Source organism: Pseudomonas sp. Irchel s3f10 (genome assembly GCF_900187515.1).
Lineage (GTDB): Bacteria > Pseudomonadota > Gammaproteobacteria > Pseudomonadales > Pseudomonadaceae > Aquipseudomonas > Aquipseudomonas tensinigenes.
The window spans coordinates 1-16,042 of sequence record NZ_FYDZ01000011.1; the positions used below are offsets into that span (position 1 = coordinate 1).

General features: G+C 59.0%; 16 protein-coding genes. 8 read left to right on the forward strand and 8 right to left on the reverse strand.

Translation table 11 applies throughout. From position 1 onward, the window contains the following. The 3 genes from CKW17_RS21115 to CKW17_RS21125 form a co-directional block, all read left to right on the forward strand. On the forward strand, positions 1 to 609 hold a 609-nt coding region (locus CKW17_RS21115; RefSeq protein WP_095121399.1), incomplete at its 5' end, for an IS4 family transposase. A gap of 207 nt (positions 610 to 816) precedes the next feature. Beyond that, on the forward strand, positions 817 to 1,350 hold the full coding sequence (locus CKW17_RS21120) for a transposase (protein ID WP_095121401.1): 534 nt from the start codon (positions 817 to 819) through the stop codon (positions 1,348 to 1,350). 130 nt (positions 1,351 to 1,480) lie between these two features. After that, the gene (locus CKW17_RS21125; RefSeq protein ID WP_095121403.1) at positions 1,481 to 2,305 is read left to right on the forward strand and encodes an NAD(P)-dependent oxidoreductase; all 825 of its coding nucleotides are present in this window, start codon (positions 1,481 to 1,483) and stop codon (positions 2,303 to 2,305) included. A 189-nt stretch (positions 2,306 to 2,494) separates the two neighbouring features. On the opposite strand, the gene gbcB is transcribed toward CKW17_RS21125, so the two are convergent. Further along, positions 2,495 to 3,595, reverse strand: coding sequence for a glycine-betaine demethylase subunit GbcB (gene gbcB, locus CKW17_RS21130; RefSeq protein ID WP_007911227.1), 1,101 nt, complete (start codon positions 3,593 to 3,595; stop codon positions 2,495 to 2,497). Between the two features lie 297 nt (positions 3,596 to 3,892). Between gbcB and gbcA the strand changes: the two genes are divergently transcribed. Together gbcA and CKW17_RS30095 are read left to right on the forward strand one after the other, a co-directional pair. Continuing rightward, positions 3,893 to 5,188: a glycine-betaine demethylase subunit GbcA gene (gbcA, locus tag CKW17_RS21140; RefSeq protein ID WP_095121404.1), complete on the forward strand. Its 1,296-nt coding sequence runs from the start codon at positions 3,893 to 3,895 to the stop codon at positions 5,186 to 5,188. 254 nt (positions 5,189 to 5,442) lie between these two features. Further along, a complete protein-coding gene (locus CKW17_RS30095) occupies positions 5,443 to 5,649 on the forward strand; it encodes a hypothetical protein (RefSeq protein WP_141234586.1) in 207 nt (68 codons plus the stop codon). A gap of 285 nt (positions 5,650 to 5,934) precedes the next feature. Here the strand turns inward: CKW17_RS30095 and CKW17_RS21145 are convergent, their stop codons facing one another. The 7 genes from CKW17_RS21145 to CKW17_RS21175 form a co-directional block, all read right to left on the reverse strand. After that, on the reverse strand, positions 5,935 to 6,501 hold the full coding sequence (locus CKW17_RS21145; RefSeq protein WP_095121406.1) for a GNAT family N-acetyltransferase: 567 nt from the start codon (positions 6,499 to 6,501) through the stop codon (positions 5,935 to 5,937). A 219-nt stretch (positions 6,502 to 6,720) separates the two neighbouring features. Continuing rightward, complete coding sequence (locus CKW17_RS21150; protein WP_095121407.1) at positions 6,721 to 7,491, reverse strand: electron transfer flavoprotein subunit beta; 771 nt, start codon at positions 7,489 to 7,491, stop codon at positions 6,721 to 6,723. A 9-nt stretch (positions 7,492 to 7,500) separates the two neighbouring features. After that, positions 7,501 to 8,721 carry an electron transfer flavoprotein subunit alpha/FixB family protein gene (locus tag CKW17_RS21155; protein WP_095121408.1) on the reverse strand — a complete coding sequence of 407 codons (1,221 nt, stop codon included), beginning with the start codon at positions 8,719 to 8,721 and terminating at the stop codon, positions 7,501 to 7,503. Beyond that, positions 8,721 to 10,670 (reverse strand): dimethylglycine demethylation protein DgcB, encoded by a 1,950-nt coding sequence (gene dgcB / locus CKW17_RS21160; protein WP_095121410.1) that lies wholly within the window; start codon positions 10,668 to 10,670, stop codon positions 8,721 to 8,723. The genes CKW17_RS21155 and dgcB overlap by 1 nt, the downstream gene beginning before the upstream one ends. 112 nt (positions 10,671 to 10,782) lie before the next feature. After that, on the reverse strand, positions 10,783 to 12,843 hold the full coding sequence (dgcA, locus tag CKW17_RS21165; protein WP_095121411.1) for a dimethylglycine demethylation protein DgcA: 2,061 nt from the start codon (positions 12,841 to 12,843) through the stop codon (positions 10,783 to 10,785). A gap of 15 nt (positions 12,844 to 12,858) precedes the next feature. Further along, positions 12,859 to 13,389, reverse strand: a complete 531-nt coding sequence (locus tag CKW17_RS21170) for a DUF5943 domain-containing protein (RefSeq protein ID WP_005792152.1) — start codon at positions 13,387 to 13,389, stop codon at positions 12,859 to 12,861. Positions 13,390 to 13,495: 106 nt separating this feature from the next. Further along, positions 13,496 to 14,473, reverse strand: coding sequence for a dipeptidase (locus CKW17_RS21175; protein WP_007911246.1), 978 nt, complete (start codon positions 14,471 to 14,473; stop codon positions 13,496 to 13,498). A gap of 234 nt (positions 14,474 to 14,707) precedes the next feature. Between CKW17_RS21175 and CKW17_RS21180 the strand changes: the two genes are divergently transcribed. The 3 genes from CKW17_RS21180 to CKW17_RS21190 all read left to right on the forward strand — a co-directional run bounded on the left by CKW17_RS21180 (position 14,708) and on the right by CKW17_RS21190 (position 15,981). Beyond that, entirely contained in the window at positions 14,708 to 15,109 is a 402-nt protein-coding gene (locus tag CKW17_RS21180; protein WP_095121593.1) for a lysozyme inhibitor LprI family protein, read from the forward strand. 102 nt (positions 15,110 to 15,211) lie between these two features. After that, the gene (locus CKW17_RS21185; RefSeq protein WP_095121412.1) at positions 15,212 to 15,535 is read left to right on the forward strand and encodes a helix-turn-helix domain-containing protein; all 324 of its coding nucleotides are present in this window, start codon (positions 15,212 to 15,214) and stop codon (positions 15,533 to 15,535) included. Positions 15,536 to 15,564: 29 nt separating this feature from the next. Next, positions 15,565 to 15,981, forward strand: coding sequence for a DUF3010 family protein (locus CKW17_RS21190; RefSeq protein ID WP_095121414.1), 417 nt, complete (start codon positions 15,565 to 15,567; stop codon positions 15,979 to 15,981). Positions 15,982 to 16,042 lie beyond the last annotated feature (61 nt).

Consider the following 16,042-nt stretch of genomic DNA (forward strand, 5'->3'; position numbering starts at 1 on the left):
GTTTTCGACAAGGGTTACTGCGATTACAACTGGTGGCACCAGATTGATCAGACAGGCTCTTTTTTCGTCACACGCCTGAAAAAAAACGCCAATCTGAAGCGGGTCGAAAATTTGAAAAAAGAGGATGTAGCAGAATTTATCGAGGCGGATGAATCGGTATTGTTCGCCAAGAAATATCTGAGCACCCGGCGCCCGAATCTCTATCGGGACCAGGCGGTACGCCGAATACAGGTTCGCCGAGATGATCACGAAACGCCGCTGGTGCTGGTCACTAACGACTTTTCTCGCTCTGCTGAAGAAATTGCCGGGCTGTACAAACAGCGCTGGCAGATTGAGTTGTTTTTCAAGTGGATCAAGCAAAACCTCAAGCTCAAACGCTATTTCGGTTTCTCAGAAAATGCCGTTCGTCTTCAGATCTACAGCGCCCTCATCACGTATCTCTTGCTGCACCTTTATCAGCGCCGGTCAGGTGGCTCCGGGTCTATTTCCAGCTTTGTTATTCGGCTAGCCCACACGTTGTTCGAACGTCCATCAAGCATCGAACATCTTGAGCACCGAAGGCAGAAGCGAACGGAGCAGAAGGCAGCTCAAGGCTGCCTTCTGCTATGACACAGGTTTTACCGGACACTAGTGACGCTCCGCGTGGGAACGATCTTCGATCGGGAATGATTTTTCCCACCGCGACACCAGACTTCTCTTCTAGCGAGAACATGCCACCCGCCTCATCTTGATCGTTCCCACGCTCCGCGTGGTAACGCATCCCGGGACGCTCCGCGTTCCATCTCCAATGCACCGCAAGATTCAAGGAAGAATCCCATGGGCCGCAGCCGCTACACCTTTACCGAAACCGACAAACCGCATTTCCTGACTTGCACGATCATGGAATGGTTACCGCTGTTCATCCGTCCCTACATCGTCGACCACCTGCTCAACTGCTGGCGTTATCAACAGACCCACCATGACTTGAAGCTGTACGGCTACGTGATTCTGGAAAACCATCTTCACTTCGTCGCTCAGGCACCCGACCTGAGTAAATGCCTCAGCCAGTTCAAATCATTCACTGCTCGACAGATTATTGATGACTTGCAAAGCAAAGGTGCTGACAAAGCCCTGCAACGGCTGCGCTTTAGCAAACGGGCGCACAAGCAGGATCGGGTATACCAACTGTGGCAAGAAGGCTCCCACGCAGAGATGGTTTACAGCGAATCGGTCATGCGCCAGAAGCTTGAATACATTCACAACAACCCGGTGAAACGCGGATATGTGGATTTCCCAGAACAATGGCGTTATTCGAGTGCCAGAAACTACACGGGAATGCCGGGGCTGATTGAGGTTCAGTGCTGGTATTGAAATGGGACGCGGAGCGTCCCGGGCTGCATTCCCACGCAGAGCGTGGGAACGATCAACAGGTTGTGCTTCTGCTTGGTCTACATTGTCTGTCGAGCCCTCCGCTCACATAACAATAAGCAGGAGCATCGGCATGTCGTTACAAGGCAAAACCCTGTTCATCACCGGCGCCAGCCGTGGCATTGGCCGTGAGATTGCGCTGCGTGCCGCCAGGGACGGGGCCAACATCGTTATTGCGGCGAAGAGCGCCGAACCCCACGCCAAACTGCCCGGCACCATCCACAGCGTCGCCGCCGAAGTCGAAGCGGCGGGCGGTAAGGCTCTGGCCCTGCAAGTGGATGTGCGTGATGAAGAGGCGGTGCGCAAAGCGCTCGCGCAGGCCAACGAGCATTTCGGCGGCATCGATGCGCTGGTGAACAACGCCGGAGCGATCAAGTTGACCGGCGTGCAACACATTGAGCTCAAGCGTTTCGACCTGATGCACCAGATCAACACCCGTGCGGTGTTGCTGTGCAGCCAGGCCGCCCTGCCCTATCTGAAAAAGTCCTCCGGGCACATTCTCAACCTGTCGCCGCCGCTGAATCTGGCGAGCAAATGGTTTGCACAGTTCAGCCCGTACACCGTGACCAAATACGGCATGAGCATGCTGACGCTGGGGATGAGTGAGGAGTTCGCCAGCTATGGGATCAGTGTGAATTCGTTGTGGCCGCAGACGATGATTGCTACGGCGGCGATTGAGTTTCAGTTGGGTAACCGGGAGTCATTCAAGCAGGCGCGGACACCGGCGATCATGGCGGATGCTGCGCATGTGATTCTGGATAGCAGTGGCCGGCAGATCACTGGGCGGTTGTTGATTGATGAGGAGATTTTGCGGGAGAGCGGCGTTGGCGAGTTTGAGCATTACCGGTTTGAACCGGGGAGTAATGCGGCGTTGATGACGGATTTGTTTATCGACTGAAAAGCCCCTCACCCTAGCCCTCTCCCGGAGGGAGAGGGGACTGATTGGAGGATGCTTGAGGAATACGCCGACCTGAATCTGCTTTGCCGAATCCATAGTCGACTCGATCTTTCAGGTCGATGGATCCCTCAAGACACCTCGGTCGGCCCCCTCTCCCTCCGGGAGAGGGCTGGGGTGAGGGTTTACCGATCAGAAATCGATACGCACATCCCCTTTAGGCACACTGCAGCACGACAAGATAAACCCTTCCGCCTCATCGTCCTCGGTAATCCCGCCGTTGTGTTCCATTTCCACCTCGCCGCCCAGCTTGAGCACCTTGCACGTCCCGCAAATCCCCATCCCGCACGCCTTCGGAATCATCAAGCCCAGCTTGGCGGCCGCCGCGTGCACGGTCTCGCCCGGTGCCACACGAATGCTTTTGCCGGACGAAGTGAATTCGACCTGATGCAGATCCGCCGCATCGATTTCCGGCGCATCCGCAGCCTGCTCGGCCTGCTCCACCGCATCGGCACGGGCTTCCGGTGGCGTGGCGCCAAAGGATTCCTCGTGATAACGCGACATGTCGTAACCGGCCACTTCCAGCAGGCGCTTGACCGCGTTCATGTACGGCGTCGGGCCGCAGCAGAACACTTCGCGCTCAAGGAAGTCCGGCACCATCAGCTCAAGCATCTTGTGGTTGAGATAGCCGCGATACCCGGCCCACGGTTCGCCCAAGCCATGCTTCTCACAAATCAGATGCAGGCTGAAGTTGTCGATCCGCGACGCCATGTGCTCCAGCTCGCGGTGGTAAATGATGTCTTTCGGCGAGCGCGCGCTGTGGATAAAGGTCATGTCGACGTTGGCGTTGGTGTCGTAGAACCAGCGCGCCATCGACATGCACGGCGTGATACCGACGCCGCCGCTCAGATACAGCACTTTCGGGCTCGGGAAGTCGATGGCGTTGAACAGCCCGACCGGCCCGTGCACCGCCAACTCTTGCCCCTCATGAAGGGTGTCGTGCAGCCAGTTGGAGACCTTGCCCCCCGGCACACGTTTGATCGTCACCGAAAAGCTGTACGGCACCGACGGCGAACTGGAAATCGTGTACGAGCGCATGATCGGCTGGCCTTCGATTTCCAGCTCCAGGGTGACGAACTGCCCGGGCTTGAAGAAGAACAGGATCGGCTGGTCAGCCATAAAGCAGAAGGTGCGCACGTCCCAGGTTTCCTGGATGACTTTGACGCAACGGACGATGTGTCGGCCATTGGCCCAGGTCTGGGTGGTGACCGGATTCAGGAAGCTGTTGGACATGCTGTTCTCCACGGCCGACTGTCGGCCTCATGTTGGCGATTCTGCGTATAGCGCGAACCGCCCGTTTACCTATCCGCGACATCGGCATACTTATCGCGACCAGCCCCCAACCACCGGGGGTTGCGCGTCGGGAACAGATTGCACCATGTCGCCCATGGATAAGGTTCCGCCCTGCGCCGGCCCCACACTCGCCCCAACACCAAGACAGCTTCTTTACACCTTGCGTAGCAACCGTTAGCAGCACACCTGATCAGCCACTTTTCGCCGGCCACGCAGATGGCCATGAGGATCACATCGATGGACGTCACCGCAAAAATCAGCCTGGGCGATCCGCTGGAACCCGCACGCAAGGCCACCGCACAAATGCTGCAAGAGCGCGAGCGCACCTTTTCGCTGCCGCAACCGTTCTATAGCGATGAGCGGCTGTTCGATATCGACATGCAGGAGATCTTCCAGAAAGAGTGGTTGATCGCCGGCATGACCTGTGAGATCCCGGCCAAGGGCAATTACCTGACGCTGCAGATCGGCAAGAACCCGATCATCGTCATCCGTGGCGCCGAGGGCGTGGTGCATGCCTTCCACAACGTCTGCCGCCACCGTGGCTCGCGCCTGTGCACCAGTGAAAAAGGCAAGGTCGCCAAACTGGTCTGCCACTACCACCAGTGGACGTACGAGCTGGACGGACGCCTGCTGTTCGCCGGCACCGAAATGGGCGCGGACTTCGACATGAAGCAGTACGGCCTGAAGCCGGTGAACGTGAAGACTGCTGGCGGCTACATCTTCATCAGCCTGGCCGAGAATCCACCGGCCATTGATGACTTCCTGGCGACGCTGAACCACTACATGGAACCGTACGACATGGAGAACACCAAGGTGGCGATCACCACCACCTTGATGGAAAAGGCCAACTGGAAACTGGTGCTGGAAAACAACCGCGAGTGCTACCACTGCAACGCGTCGCACCCGGAACTGCTGAAAACCCTGCTGGAATGGGACGACGTCACCGACCCGCGCGCCGATCAGGCGTTCAAGGATCACGTCGCCGCCTCCGCCGCTGCCTGGGAAGCCGAAAAGATCCCCTACGCCCACGCCAGTTTCGGCCTGCGCAACCGCATCGTGCGCATGCCGCTGCTCAAGGGCACCGTGTCGATGACCCTCGACGGCAAACAGGGCTGCGCGAAACTGATGGGCCGCATCAAAAACCCGGACCTCGGCTCGATGCGCATCCTGCACCTGCCGCACTCGTGGAACCACTGCATGGGCGACCACATCATCGTTTTCACCGTGTGGCCGATCAGTGCGCAGGAAACCATGGTTACCACCAAATGGATCGTGCACAAGGATGCGGTTGAGGGCGTCGATTACGACGTCGAGCGCATGCGTCAGGTGTGGGATGCGACCAACGATCAGGATCGCCGACTGGCGGAAGAGAACCAGCGCGGGATCAACTCGACGGCGTATCAGCCTGGGCCTTACTCGAAGACTTATGAGTTTGGCGTGGTCAACTTCGTTGATTGGTACAGCGAGCGTCTGCTGAACAACCTCGGTGCCGAGCCTGCGCCTTACCTTAAAGGTGTGCCTGTCCAAGGATAAAAAGCATCGCGAGCAGGCTCACTCCTACATTTGGAATGCGTTCCCCTGTAGGAGTGAGCCTGCTCGCGATAGCTATTTCACATTCACCACATCCCTGAACCTTGATTGCACAAATTCTGACCAACCACCCCACACCCCATACCCACCAAGCCCCCCAGCCTTCCGCAAACAAGTTATCCACACACCCACCCACAGCAAATGGGGACAACTGTGGATGACTCGAAAAATATCCCACTGTTTTGTAAAGAAAAACCGTGACTTATCCAGAAGCACGGTTTTCGAAAGGCAATGATCATTTTTTGATCAACAGGCTAAAAGGCACACAGATCGTGGCCTTCAGCGGATGGCAAACACCTTATCCACAGAAGCGCCAACAGAGATCGGGGGTAACTTTGCATCTGCTGTGGAAAAGTGCTGAAGACTGCGAAAAATCGGGGGTTTCGGAAGATTTATCCGGTTAAAAGTGCAAATTGATCAGTTATTGATCAAACCTTTGAAAGCCACGTTTTGCATGGCTGTCAGCGGACAGCGAACATCTTATCCACAGAAGCGCCAACAGAGATCGGGGGTAACTCAGGAAGTTATCCCGCGGGAAAATCCCGTAAAAACCGCAACTTAGGCTGGTTGTTTTTTGATCTTCGGCCTGCAAGCCACGGCTGACGTGACTTGCAGTGAAGGGCAAACACGTTATCCACAGATTGACCAACAGGGATTGTGTGTAACCCCTCGTCAGTGGATAACCGGCTTCATGCTCGGTGCATGAGATAGGCCTCACCCGTCACCCGAATCATCGGATGCGGTACCACCTGACAGGTTTTGACGATGCCAAAGCCATGTCGCTCATAAAATCGCCGTGCACCGGTATTGGCGGCGTAGTCGATCAGGCTCAGCCCTTTGAGCGTGAGTTGATCGGCGCGCGCCTGGGCATGTTTGAGGAACTGCACGCCCAATCCTTGATTGCGCCAGCCTTCGTGCAGCGCCAGGCTGGAGATGTACAGCGTATCCGCCACCTCCATATCGGCGTAAGGCGCCAGCACAGGATCGGTGGGCGGTGCCGGGTCTGGATCTTCGCGCATGACGTAGCTGTGCATCATGCCGACCACGCAGCCTTCGGCCTCAGCGATCAGGCAGTTCTGCCAGGAAAAGTCCACATCGTCGCGGGCATATCGCCGCTCACCGACATCAAGCAATGTCTCGCCCGGCTCCGCCAACTGGCTCCAGATGTAATCCGAGGCGCCCTCTGAGGAGATCTGAAACAAACGCGCAATATCGCGCGCATCCGTGCGCCGGGCAGGTCGAAATTTAACGGTCATTCACTTGACTCCCTGTGTGGTGAGTGGCTTTTCTAACCTGTGCTTGAAAACAGCTGCAAACAGAAGCGCAATGTTTTTCATGTCAACAAATGACAGTTGTCGACCAAATACATGTGGGAGCGTGCTTGCTCGCGAAAGCGCTGTATCCGCCAACATCATTGCTGACTGATCCGATGCATTCGCGAGCAAACCCGCTCCCGCAGGGGGATTGCTGGGGTGTCAGCGGACCACGCCTTCTTCAATCAGCAACTTGAGGATGGCTTCGGCGCCAGCCTGCGGGGTAACGCCTTTGAGCACTTGTCCACCGCCACCACTGGCTTTGGCGGTAGCCGCTTTCATCCGGTCGGCACCGCTTTTGGCCTTGATCACTTTCAGGCGTTTGGGCCTTGGTTTGGCCGGGTGCAGGGTGGCGACAGCGAGGAGTTCATCGTCGACAACCTCTACGTCATCCGCCTCCAACACCCCGCGTCGCGCCGGGCCATAGGCACTCTGCCGAGGCTTCGGCGCAGCGTTATCCACAGTCGCGAGAAACGGCAGTTTCACCTTCAAGCGCCGACGCTGCCCACGCGGCAAAGCCTGCAGTACCAACGCCGAACCGTCATTGATCGACTCGACCTGCGCCAGCCCGACCACCAACGGCCAGCCCAGACCTTCGGCGAGCAGAAACGGCAGCATCCCCGAACCTTCGCCGGTTTCTGCCTGGCTGCCAGTCAGCACCACTTGCGCACCGGCATTGCGCAGATACGCGGTCAGCGCTGGCAGCGCATCGGCACCAGCAGGTTGTTCCAGCACGTGCATCTGCTCCAGGCCCATGCCCAAATAGGCGCGCAACGCCGGTTCCGCGACATCGCCAGCATGCAGTACTTGCAGGTTATCCCCAGCCAGTTGCAAACCCAGTTCCACCGCGCGGGCATCCTGGTCGGCGCGGCGTGGCCGGCCCGAAGTCGGGTGGGCGCCGATGGAAACCAGACTGATAACTTTCGTGTTCATAGCGTTTCCTTAAGCCGCATCGCGCTTGGCTTCGTTGCGGTAAGCCGCGACCGCTTCGATCAACGCCCGCAGAATCTCTGCGCTCTCGCCGATCACCGACAAATCGGCACGCTTGATCATGTCGCAACCTGGATCGAGATTGATCGCCACCACCTTGTCGCAGGCACCAATGCCTTGCAGGTGCTGGATCGCGCCTGAGATACCCACAGCCACATAGACCCGTGCGGTGACCCAGGTACCGGACGCACCAACCTGCCGATCACGGGCCATGAAGCCATCGTCCACCGCCACCCGCGACGCACCTTCAGTAGCGCCGAGTGCCGCCGCCGTTTCGTGGAACAGCTGCCAGTCCTTGACGCCGTTGCCGCCGGAGAAAATGAACTCGGCTTCGGCCATCGGAATCGCTGCCGGGTCCACCGCGACCGCACCGAGATCTTCGATCCGCGACAGGCTGCGCGCGACACTTGTGGATAACTCCACCGGCAACGCTTCATGACGGGTTTCGCTGACCGGCTCGGCGCATTCGGCCGCAGCCAGAATCAACCGTGCGACGGGACGGGCAAGGTCTTGCAGCCCAGCGCCCGCGCGGCCGATGCACTCCTGATCCTTGACCTGCCAGACCCGTGTGGCCGGGCGCTCGCCCAGTGCCGCCGCAAAGCGTCGACCGAGTTCACCGCCACCGCTGCGGCTGTCCGGCAGCAACCAATGACGCGGGTTGAACTGGTTATCCACAGCGCGCAAACCTTGCACCCGTTGCTCCGGTGCATAACCGCTGAATTCATCGCCTTCGAGTACCAGCAAGCGATCGACGCCAGCGGTCGCGAAAGCGTTTTCCTTATGCTCGCCAAAGACCACCGCCAACACCGCGCCATCCTGGCCGGCGAGTTGATGGGCGAGGCCAAACAAATCACGGTCGTGACTGCTCAAGCGGCCACCGACCATGTCCGGTACCACGCTGATGTAGAACGCCGGCGCGGGCACCTGATGCAGCGGCAATTGCACTTCCACAGCCGCCGAGCGTTTGACCGCCCCGCCCTGTTGCGCGCCGCTGCGGTCGATACGCTTGATGCCGTTGGGGCCGATAAAACCGATGCCATGCAGATTCTTGCGAATGACGCCGTTGGGCCCCATCCAGCTGTGTTGCGCCGGTTGCATGGTCGCGTGCAGCGGGTGCAGGCGGTTACGCGCAATCCATTCGGCGCGCGGGTCGCGGCGGATAACGTCGCTCATCAGTGGGCCTCCGCAGGTTCACGTTTGGCCGGGGTCGCTGGTTTGCTTGGCGCGGCGTCTTCGAGCAGCGCGTCGGCCACCAGTTCGGCGATGTCCTTGATCAGCGGACGCGGTTCGACCACGCCTTCGAGCATCGCCGTGCACTGTGGACAACCCACCGCCACCAGTTCGGCGCCGGTCTCGCGGATGTCGTCCATGCGCATATCGGGAATCCGCTGCTTGCCCGGAATGTCAGTGATCGGCGCCCCGCCACCGCCGCCGCAGCAGCGCGAACGGAAGCCGGAACGTTGCATCTCTTTCACTTCAATGCCGAGCGCACGCAGCACTTCGCGCGGCGCTTCGTACTCGCCGTTGTAGCGACCGAGGTAGCACGGATCGTGGTAGGTCACGCTGTTGCCTTTGTGCTGTCCGAGATTGAGCGCGCCGGCCTGGATGATTTCCGCCATATAGGTGCTGTGGTGCTGCACCAGGTAGTTGCCGTCGAACGCGCCGTATTCGTTTTTCAGTACATGGAAGCTGTGCGGATCGCAGGTGACGATGCGGTTGAAGCTGTATTTGGCCAGGGTCTGGATGTTGCGTTTGGCGAGCAACTGGAAGGTTGCTTCATCGCCGAGACGGCGGGCCACGTCGCCACTGTCACGCTCTTCGAGACCGAGCACAGCGAAGTCGATTTTCGCCGCTTTCAGCACTTTGACGAACGCGCGCAGGGTGCGCTGGTTACGCATGTCAAAAGCACCGTCGCCAACCCAGAACAGCACGTCGGTGGATTTCTTTTCGCTGAGCAGGTTGAGGTTCAGATCCGCCGCCCAGTTCATCCGCCCGCCCGGGGCGAAACCGCCAGGGTTGTCGGTGGCGATGAGGTTTTCGAGTACTTCGGCGCCCTTGTTCGGCGTCGCGCCTTTTTCCAGGGTCAGGTGGCGGCGCATGTCGACGATGGCGTCGACGTGCTCGATCATCATCGGGCATTCCTCGACGCAGGCGCGGCAAGTGGTGCACGACCACAGGGTTTCGGCGTCGACCAAGCCGTTGACGATCGGTTGATGTGGATTACCGCTATGTTCGCCTACAGGTTTGCCCGGATACGGGCTGCCGGCGAACTTGGCATCGGTACCGCCAGCGAGGCCGACGACCATGTCCTGAATCAGCTTTTTCGGGTTCAGCGGCTGGCCGGCGGCAAAGGCCGGGCACGCCGCTTCGCATTTGCCGCACTGCACGCAGGCGTCAAAACCGAGCAACTGGTTCCAGGTGAAATCCTTGGGTTTCTCAACCCCCAACGGCGCTGACGGATCATTGAGATCCAGCGGTTTCAGGCCGGTGGAACGACCACCGCCAAAACGTTCGGCGCGACGGTGCCAAGCCAGGTGCAAAGCACCGGCAAAGGCGTGTTTCATCGGCCCGCCCCAGGTCATGCCAAAAAACAGTTCCGACACGCCCCACAGCACGCCAATCCCCAAGATAACGGCGAGCACCCAGCCACCGAAGTTCTCCGGGAGAATCCCGGCCACCGGCAACGTCAGCAGAAAGAACGACGCCGAGAACGCCAGCAGGCTCTTCGGCAGGCGCATCCACGGGCCTTTCGACAGCCGCGCGGGCGGATTGCGCCGACGCAGGTAAACGAAGATCGCGCCGACGAACATCACCGCCGTCATCAGCAGCAAGGCGTAGCCGAGAATGCGGTTATGCAGGCCGAAACCGTGCACCAACAGCGCCAGCACAATCGACGCCACCGCACCGCCGGCCGTGGCCACGTGGGTGTTGGCTATGTATTTGTCCCGCGCCACCACATGGTGCAAATCGACCATGTAGCGCTTGGGCATGGCCAACAGGCCGCCGATCAGATCGACCTTCGAGGCCCGGCCCCGGCGCCACATCGCTACCCGCCGCAACGCACCGAGGACACCAAGGCCGATAGCTGCGAACAACAGGATTGGAAGAAGGGTGTTCAACATCAGAGTCACCTCTGGCGAGGTGCAAGCTACAAGCTACAAGCTGCAAGAAAGAGCAGCAAAATCTGCCGGGCTTTTACTTGCGGCTTGAAGCTTATGGCTCGCAGCTGAGCCGTCAAAAATCCTTACAGAGCCGGAGTGCGTCATAAATGGCGGCGTGTGTGTTGCGCTGCGCCACGCAGTCGCCGATGCGGAACAGCAAGTAGCCGTCGCCCGCCTCGCTCAGCGAAGGTTGTGGCTGGATCGCGAACAACGCTTCGACGTCGATCTGACCCTTGTTGCGCGAACCCTCTTTGAGCGCGTAGTAGATTTCCTCATCCGGACGCACGCCGTTTTCCACCACCACCTGATCGACCACCCGCTCCTCCTTGGCGCCGGTGTATTCGTTCTCCAGCACCGCGACCAGTTTGTCGCCTTCGCGGTAGACCTTCTCCAGCATCATGTCGCCGGTCATGATCACTTCTTTCGGGTACATGCTGCGGTAGTAGGTCGGGAACGACGTACCGCCGATGGCCACACCCGGTTTGATGTCGTCGGTGACGATCTCGACCTGGCTGCCCTTGTCGGCGAGGAAGTCGGCAACCGACATCCCGGTGAACTCGCAAATGGTGTCGTAGACCAGCACGTTCTTGCCCGGTGCAACCTTGCCGTCGAGCACGTCCCAACTGCTGACTACCAGCCCTTCGGCGGCGCCCCAGTGTTCGTTCTGTTCCAGGTACGGATGCCCGCCGACCGCCAGCACCACCACGTCCGGACGCAAGTCCATGATGGTGTCGGCATCAGCTGCCGTGCCCAGGCGCAAATCGACTTTCAGCCGCGCCAGCTCCAGTTGGAACCAACGGGTAATACCGGCGATCTGGTCACGCTGCGGCGCTTTCGATGCGGTCGTGATCTGCCCGCCGATGAACTCCTTCTTCTCGAACAGCGTCACGTCGTGGCCACGCTCGGCAGCAACCCGTGCCGCTTCCATCCCGGCAGGGCCGGCACCGACGATCACCACTTTGCGTTTCGGCCCGGTGGATTTCTCGATGATGTGCGGCACGCCCATGTATTCACGTGACGTCGCGGCATTCTGGATGCACAACACGTCGAGGCCTTGATACTGGCGGTCGATGCAATAGTTGGCGCCGACGCACTGTTTGATCTGGTCGATCTGGCCCATCTTGATCTTGGCGATCAGGTGCGGGTCAGCGATGTGCGCGCGGGTCATGCCGACCATGTCGACGTAACCGCCTTCAAGAATCCGCGTGGCCTGGTTCGGGTCCTTGATGTTCTGTGCGTGCAGCACCGGCACCTTGACCACTTCCTTGATCCCGGCGGCCAGATGCAGGAACGGCTCCGGTGGATAACTCATGTTCGGAATCACGTTGGCCAGGGTGTTGTGGGTGTCACAGCCCGAGCCGACGACGCCGATGAAATCGAGCATGCCAGTGTCGTCGTAATACTTGGCGATCTGCTTCATGTCCTCGTGGGACAAGCCGTCCGGGTGGAACTCGTCACCGCACAGACGTATGCCCACGCAGAAATCATCACCGACCTCGGCGCGCACGGCCTTCAGCACTTCCAGACCGAACTTCATCCGGCCTTCGAAGGTGCCGCCCCATTCGTCGGTACGCTTGTTGACGCGCGGGCTCCAGAACTGGTCGATCATGTGCTGGTGCACTGCCGACAGCTCAACGCCGTCGAGGCCACCGGCCTTGGCCCGGCGCGCAGCCTGGGCGTAGTTGCCGATCACCCGCCAGATTTCTTCCGGCTCGATGGTTTTGCAGGTGGCGCGATGCACCGGCTCACGGATGCCCGACGGCGACATCAGGGTCGGCCAGTTGAAGCCGTCCCAGCGCGAGCGGCGGCCCATGTGGGTAATCTGGATCATGATCTTGGCGCCATGCTTGTGCATGGCGTCGGCCAGATTCTGGAAGTGCGGAATGATCCGGTCGGTGGACAGGTTGACCGAGCTCCACCATTCCTGTGGGCTGTCGATGGCGACTACTGAGGAGCCACCACAGATCGCCAGGCCGATGCCGCCCTTGGCTTTCTCTTCGTAATACTTGACGTAGCGGTCGGTGGTCATGCCACCGTCCGTCGCGTAGACCTCAGCGTGCGCGGTGCTGAGCACGCGGTTGCGGATGGTCAGTTTGCCGATCTGGATCGGCTGGAACATTGCTTCGAAAGCCATGGCGGGTTCCTCGACTTACAACGGCTTGACGGTGAACAGGCCGTCGTCGTGGCCTTCTTCGGAGCCACCGTAGACTTGCTCGGCGACGGTGCGAATCTTGCTGCCGCGTGCTTCAAGAATCTGATCCATGGCCCCGGCAAACCAACCGGTGAACATGTAGTCGACCTTGCGCCCGACCTTGCCGTACACATAGACGAATGCCGAGTGTTCGAGCTTGACGCTGGCGGTGCCTTTGTCGAGGTCGATGTCCTGGATCTTGAACAGGCCCCAGCCGCGTTGCGACAGGCGTTTCATGTAGTGTTCGAACACCGCAACGCCTTCCAGGCCGTGGCATTCAGCTTCTTTCTCGCACCAGTGCCAGGCGGATTTGTAGCCGGCCTTGTAGAGGATCTCGGCGTAGGCATCGGCGCCCAAAACTTCTTCGATGCCCATGTGGTTATTCACAAAGAAGTGACGTGGCACGTAGAGCATTGGCAGGGCGTCGGAGGTCCAGACACCGGTCTCGCTGTCGACTTCGATGGGCAATTGCGGGGCGATCTTGGCCATGGAAACTTAACTCCAGAAAAATTTTAGATTCAGTGGTGACCGCTGCCCTCACCCCAGCCCTCTCCCACAGGAGAGGGGGGAGTTCGGCGGCGGTCTTGAGTCAGCGTTACTCGCCCCAGACGTCTTTCAGGACGTTGACCCAGTTCTCGCCCATGATCTTGCGCACGACGCGCTCGGAATGGCCGCGCTTGAGCAGGGTTTCGGTCAGGTTCGGGAACTCGCCGACGGTGCGGATGCCCAGCGGATTGATGATCTTGCCGAAGCTGGTCAGACGGCGGGCGTAACCCTTGTCGTGCGTCAGGTATTCGAAGAAGTCCTGACCGTGGCCCTGGGTGAAGTCGGTGCCAATGCCGATGGCGTCTTCGCCGACGATGTTCATCACGTATTCGATCGCTTCGGCGTAATCGTCGATGGTCGAATCGATGCCTTTGGCGAGGAACGGCGCGAACATGGTCACGCCGACAAAACCGCCGTGGTCGGCGATGAACTTCAGTTCTTCATCGGACTTGTTGCGCGGGTGCTCTTTGAGACCCGACGGCAGGCAGTGGGAATAGCAGACCGGTTTTTTCGATTCGAGGATGACCTCTTCCGAGGTCTTGGAACCGACGTGGGACAGGTCGCACATGACGCCGACGCGGTTCATCTCGGCGACAATCTCGCGACCGAAGCCCGACAAGCCGCCGTCACGCTCGTAGCAACCGGTGCCGACCAGATTCTGGGTGTTGTAGCACATCTGCACGATGCCGACGCCGAGCTGCTTGAACACCTCGACGTAGCCGATCTGGTCTTCAAACGCGTGGGCATTCTGGAAGCCGAAGAGGATGCCAGTCTTGCCTTGTTCTTTGGCGCGACGGATGTCGGCGGTGGTACGTACCGGCATCACCAGGTCGCTGTTTTCGCGGATCAGCTTCTGGCTGGCAGCAATATTGTTCACGGTCGCCTGAAAGCCTTCCCACACCGACACAGTGCAGTTGGCTGCCGTCAGACCGCCCTTGCGCATGTCTTCAAACAGCTCGCGGTTCCATTTGGCAATGATCAGACCGTCGATAACGATGCTGTCGGCGTGTAATTCGGCTGGGCTCATCAGGCGTCCCCTTATTGGCGATTCATGCGCCGAATCGTCTGCCGGCGCTTTGGGGCCAGCATATGCCTCGGTGCAGGGGCGACCGGGTGCAAAAACGACAGGGGAATTGCCGAAAGCGTCAATCCGCGACAAAGGGTCGCCAGACGCTCCGATCAGCTACCTGTTCAAGCCCGCAAGCTTGAGCCAGAATCTCCGGCATCTTGGAAACACCACTGGATTAGAGCGGCGACAACAATGAAATCGATCTTCCTCGCTTTGGCACTGCTTGCGACCGGCGTACACGCCGCCGAAGAATCCGACAACAACCCCTGCGACGCCGTCGAAAACGACGTCCAGACCCTGGAATGCTCAACGTACAGCCGCAGCACCGCCGAAGACCTGCTCAAGGACAACTACGCCAGCCTCAACGAACGCATGCAGACCGCGTATGGCAAGAACCCGACGCAATTGGCGGACATTACCGCCAAGATCAAGACGGCTCAGCAGCAGTGGTTGAAGACGCGGGACGCGGATTGCGCGGTGGAAGCATTCCCGGCCACTGCTGGCAGTAAGGCGTTCACGATTGCGCAGAATGATTGCGTGGCGCGGATGAGTGATGAACGGTCGGAGTTCTTGGAGTCGATTGGGCAGGAGTGATCCTGACCACTCGTAACATGCCGTCAATTCTTGTTGATTGGCGTTGGGAGAAATATAAGCAAAGATTCTGAAATCTTATAAAAGACTTATATTTCTCCGAAAATGAAGTTATCCACAGATATCCAAATCATCAACGACGCCGAGGGCAACCCCGCCTTCGTGGTCATTCCCTACGCGCAGTACGTTGCGCAAAAAATGCAGCCCGACCTGATTCCCCATGAGGTCGTCAGCCGGATGGTCGATGGGGCAACACCGATCCGTGCCTGGCGCGAACACCTCAACCTGACTCAGGAAGAAGTCGCTAAACGCATGGGTATTTCGCAACCGGCGTTTGCCCAGCAGGAAACAGTCGCCAAGCCACGCAAGGCCACTCGCGAGAAAATTGCGTCGGCGTTCGGCATCACCGCCAATCAGCTTGAGCTGTAAGCTGCCCTCTTCACTTCAAGGAATTCCCCATGAACATCTGTGGCATCGAAATCAAAGGCAGCGAAGCGATTATCGCCGTGGCCGCTCTCGACGGTTCGACCCTGAGCCACATTCCCCTTGCCACCAAGAAAATCGCCCTCGAAGACGATGACGACGCGGCCAACGTGAAAGTGTTTGCGGCGCAGTTGGCGTCGTTTGTGCGGGAGAATTCGGTTGACCGGATTGCGATCAAGAAGCGCAGCAAGAAGGGTGAGTTTGCCGGCGGGCCGACGACGTTCAAGATTGAAGGGATTTTGCAGTTGCTGGATGGTTGTGAGGTGACGTTGTTGTCGCCGCAGACGATCAATGCGCAGGCGAAGAAGCATAATTTTGAGCTGCCGGGGACGTTGAACAAGTATCAGCATGAGGCCTATAAGGCGGCGTGTTCGGCGTTGCTGAAGAAGTAACCAACAGCAAGATCAAAAGATCGCAGCCTTCGGCAGCTCCTACATTGGAATGCATTTCCCT

Excerpts from the sequence above, each read along its gene's own strand:
- CKW17_RS21120 (WP_095121401.1), top strand. The coding sequence starts at position 817 with ATGGGCCGCAGCCGCTACACCTTTACCGAAACCGACAAACCGCATTTC.
- CKW17_RS21125 (WP_095121403.1), top strand. The coding sequence starts at position 1,481 with ATGTCGTTACAAGGCAAAACCCTGTTCATCACCGGCGCCAGCCGTGGC.
- gbcB (WP_007911227.1), bottom strand. The coding sequence starts at position 3,595 with ATGTCCAACAGCTTCCTGAATCCGGTCACCACCCAGACCTGGGCCAAT.
- gbcA (WP_095121404.1), top strand. The coding sequence starts at position 3,893 with ATGGACGTCACCGCAAAAATCAGCCTGGGCGATCCGCTGGAACCCGCA.
- CKW17_RS21145 (WP_095121406.1), bottom strand. The coding sequence starts at position 6,501 with ATGACCGTTAAATTTCGACCTGCCCGGCGCACGGATGCGCGCGATATT.
- CKW17_RS21150 (WP_095121407.1), bottom strand. The coding sequence starts at position 7,491 with ATGAACACGAAAGTTATCAGTCTGGTTTCCATCGGCGCCCACCCGACT.
- CKW17_RS21155 (WP_095121408.1), bottom strand. The coding sequence starts at position 8,721 with ATGAGCGACGTTATCCGCCGCGACCCGCGCGCCGAATGGATTGCGCGT.
- dgcB (WP_095121410.1), bottom strand. The coding sequence starts at position 10,670 with ATGTTGAACACCCTTCTTCCAATCCTGTTGTTCGCAGCTATCGGCCTT.
- dgcA (WP_095121411.1), bottom strand. The coding sequence starts at position 12,843 with ATGGCTTTCGAAGCAATGTTCCAGCCGATCCAGATCGGCAAACTGACC.
- CKW17_RS21170 (WP_005792152.1), bottom strand. The coding sequence starts at position 13,389 with ATGGCCAAGATCGCCCCGCAATTGCCCATCGAAGTCGACAGCGAGACC.
- CKW17_RS21175 (WP_007911246.1), bottom strand. The coding sequence starts at position 14,473 with ATGAGCCCAGCCGAATTACACGCCGACAGCATCGTTATCGACGGTCTG.
- CKW17_RS21180 (WP_095121593.1), top strand. The coding sequence starts at position 14,708 with ATGAAATCGATCTTCCTCGCTTTGGCACTGCTTGCGACCGGCGTACAC.
- CKW17_RS21185 (WP_095121412.1), top strand. The coding sequence starts at position 15,212 with ATGAAGTTATCCACAGATATCCAAATCATCAACGACGCCGAGGGCAAC.
- CKW17_RS21190 (WP_095121414.1), top strand. The coding sequence starts at position 15,565 with ATGAACATCTGTGGCATCGAAATCAAAGGCAGCGAAGCGATTATCGCC.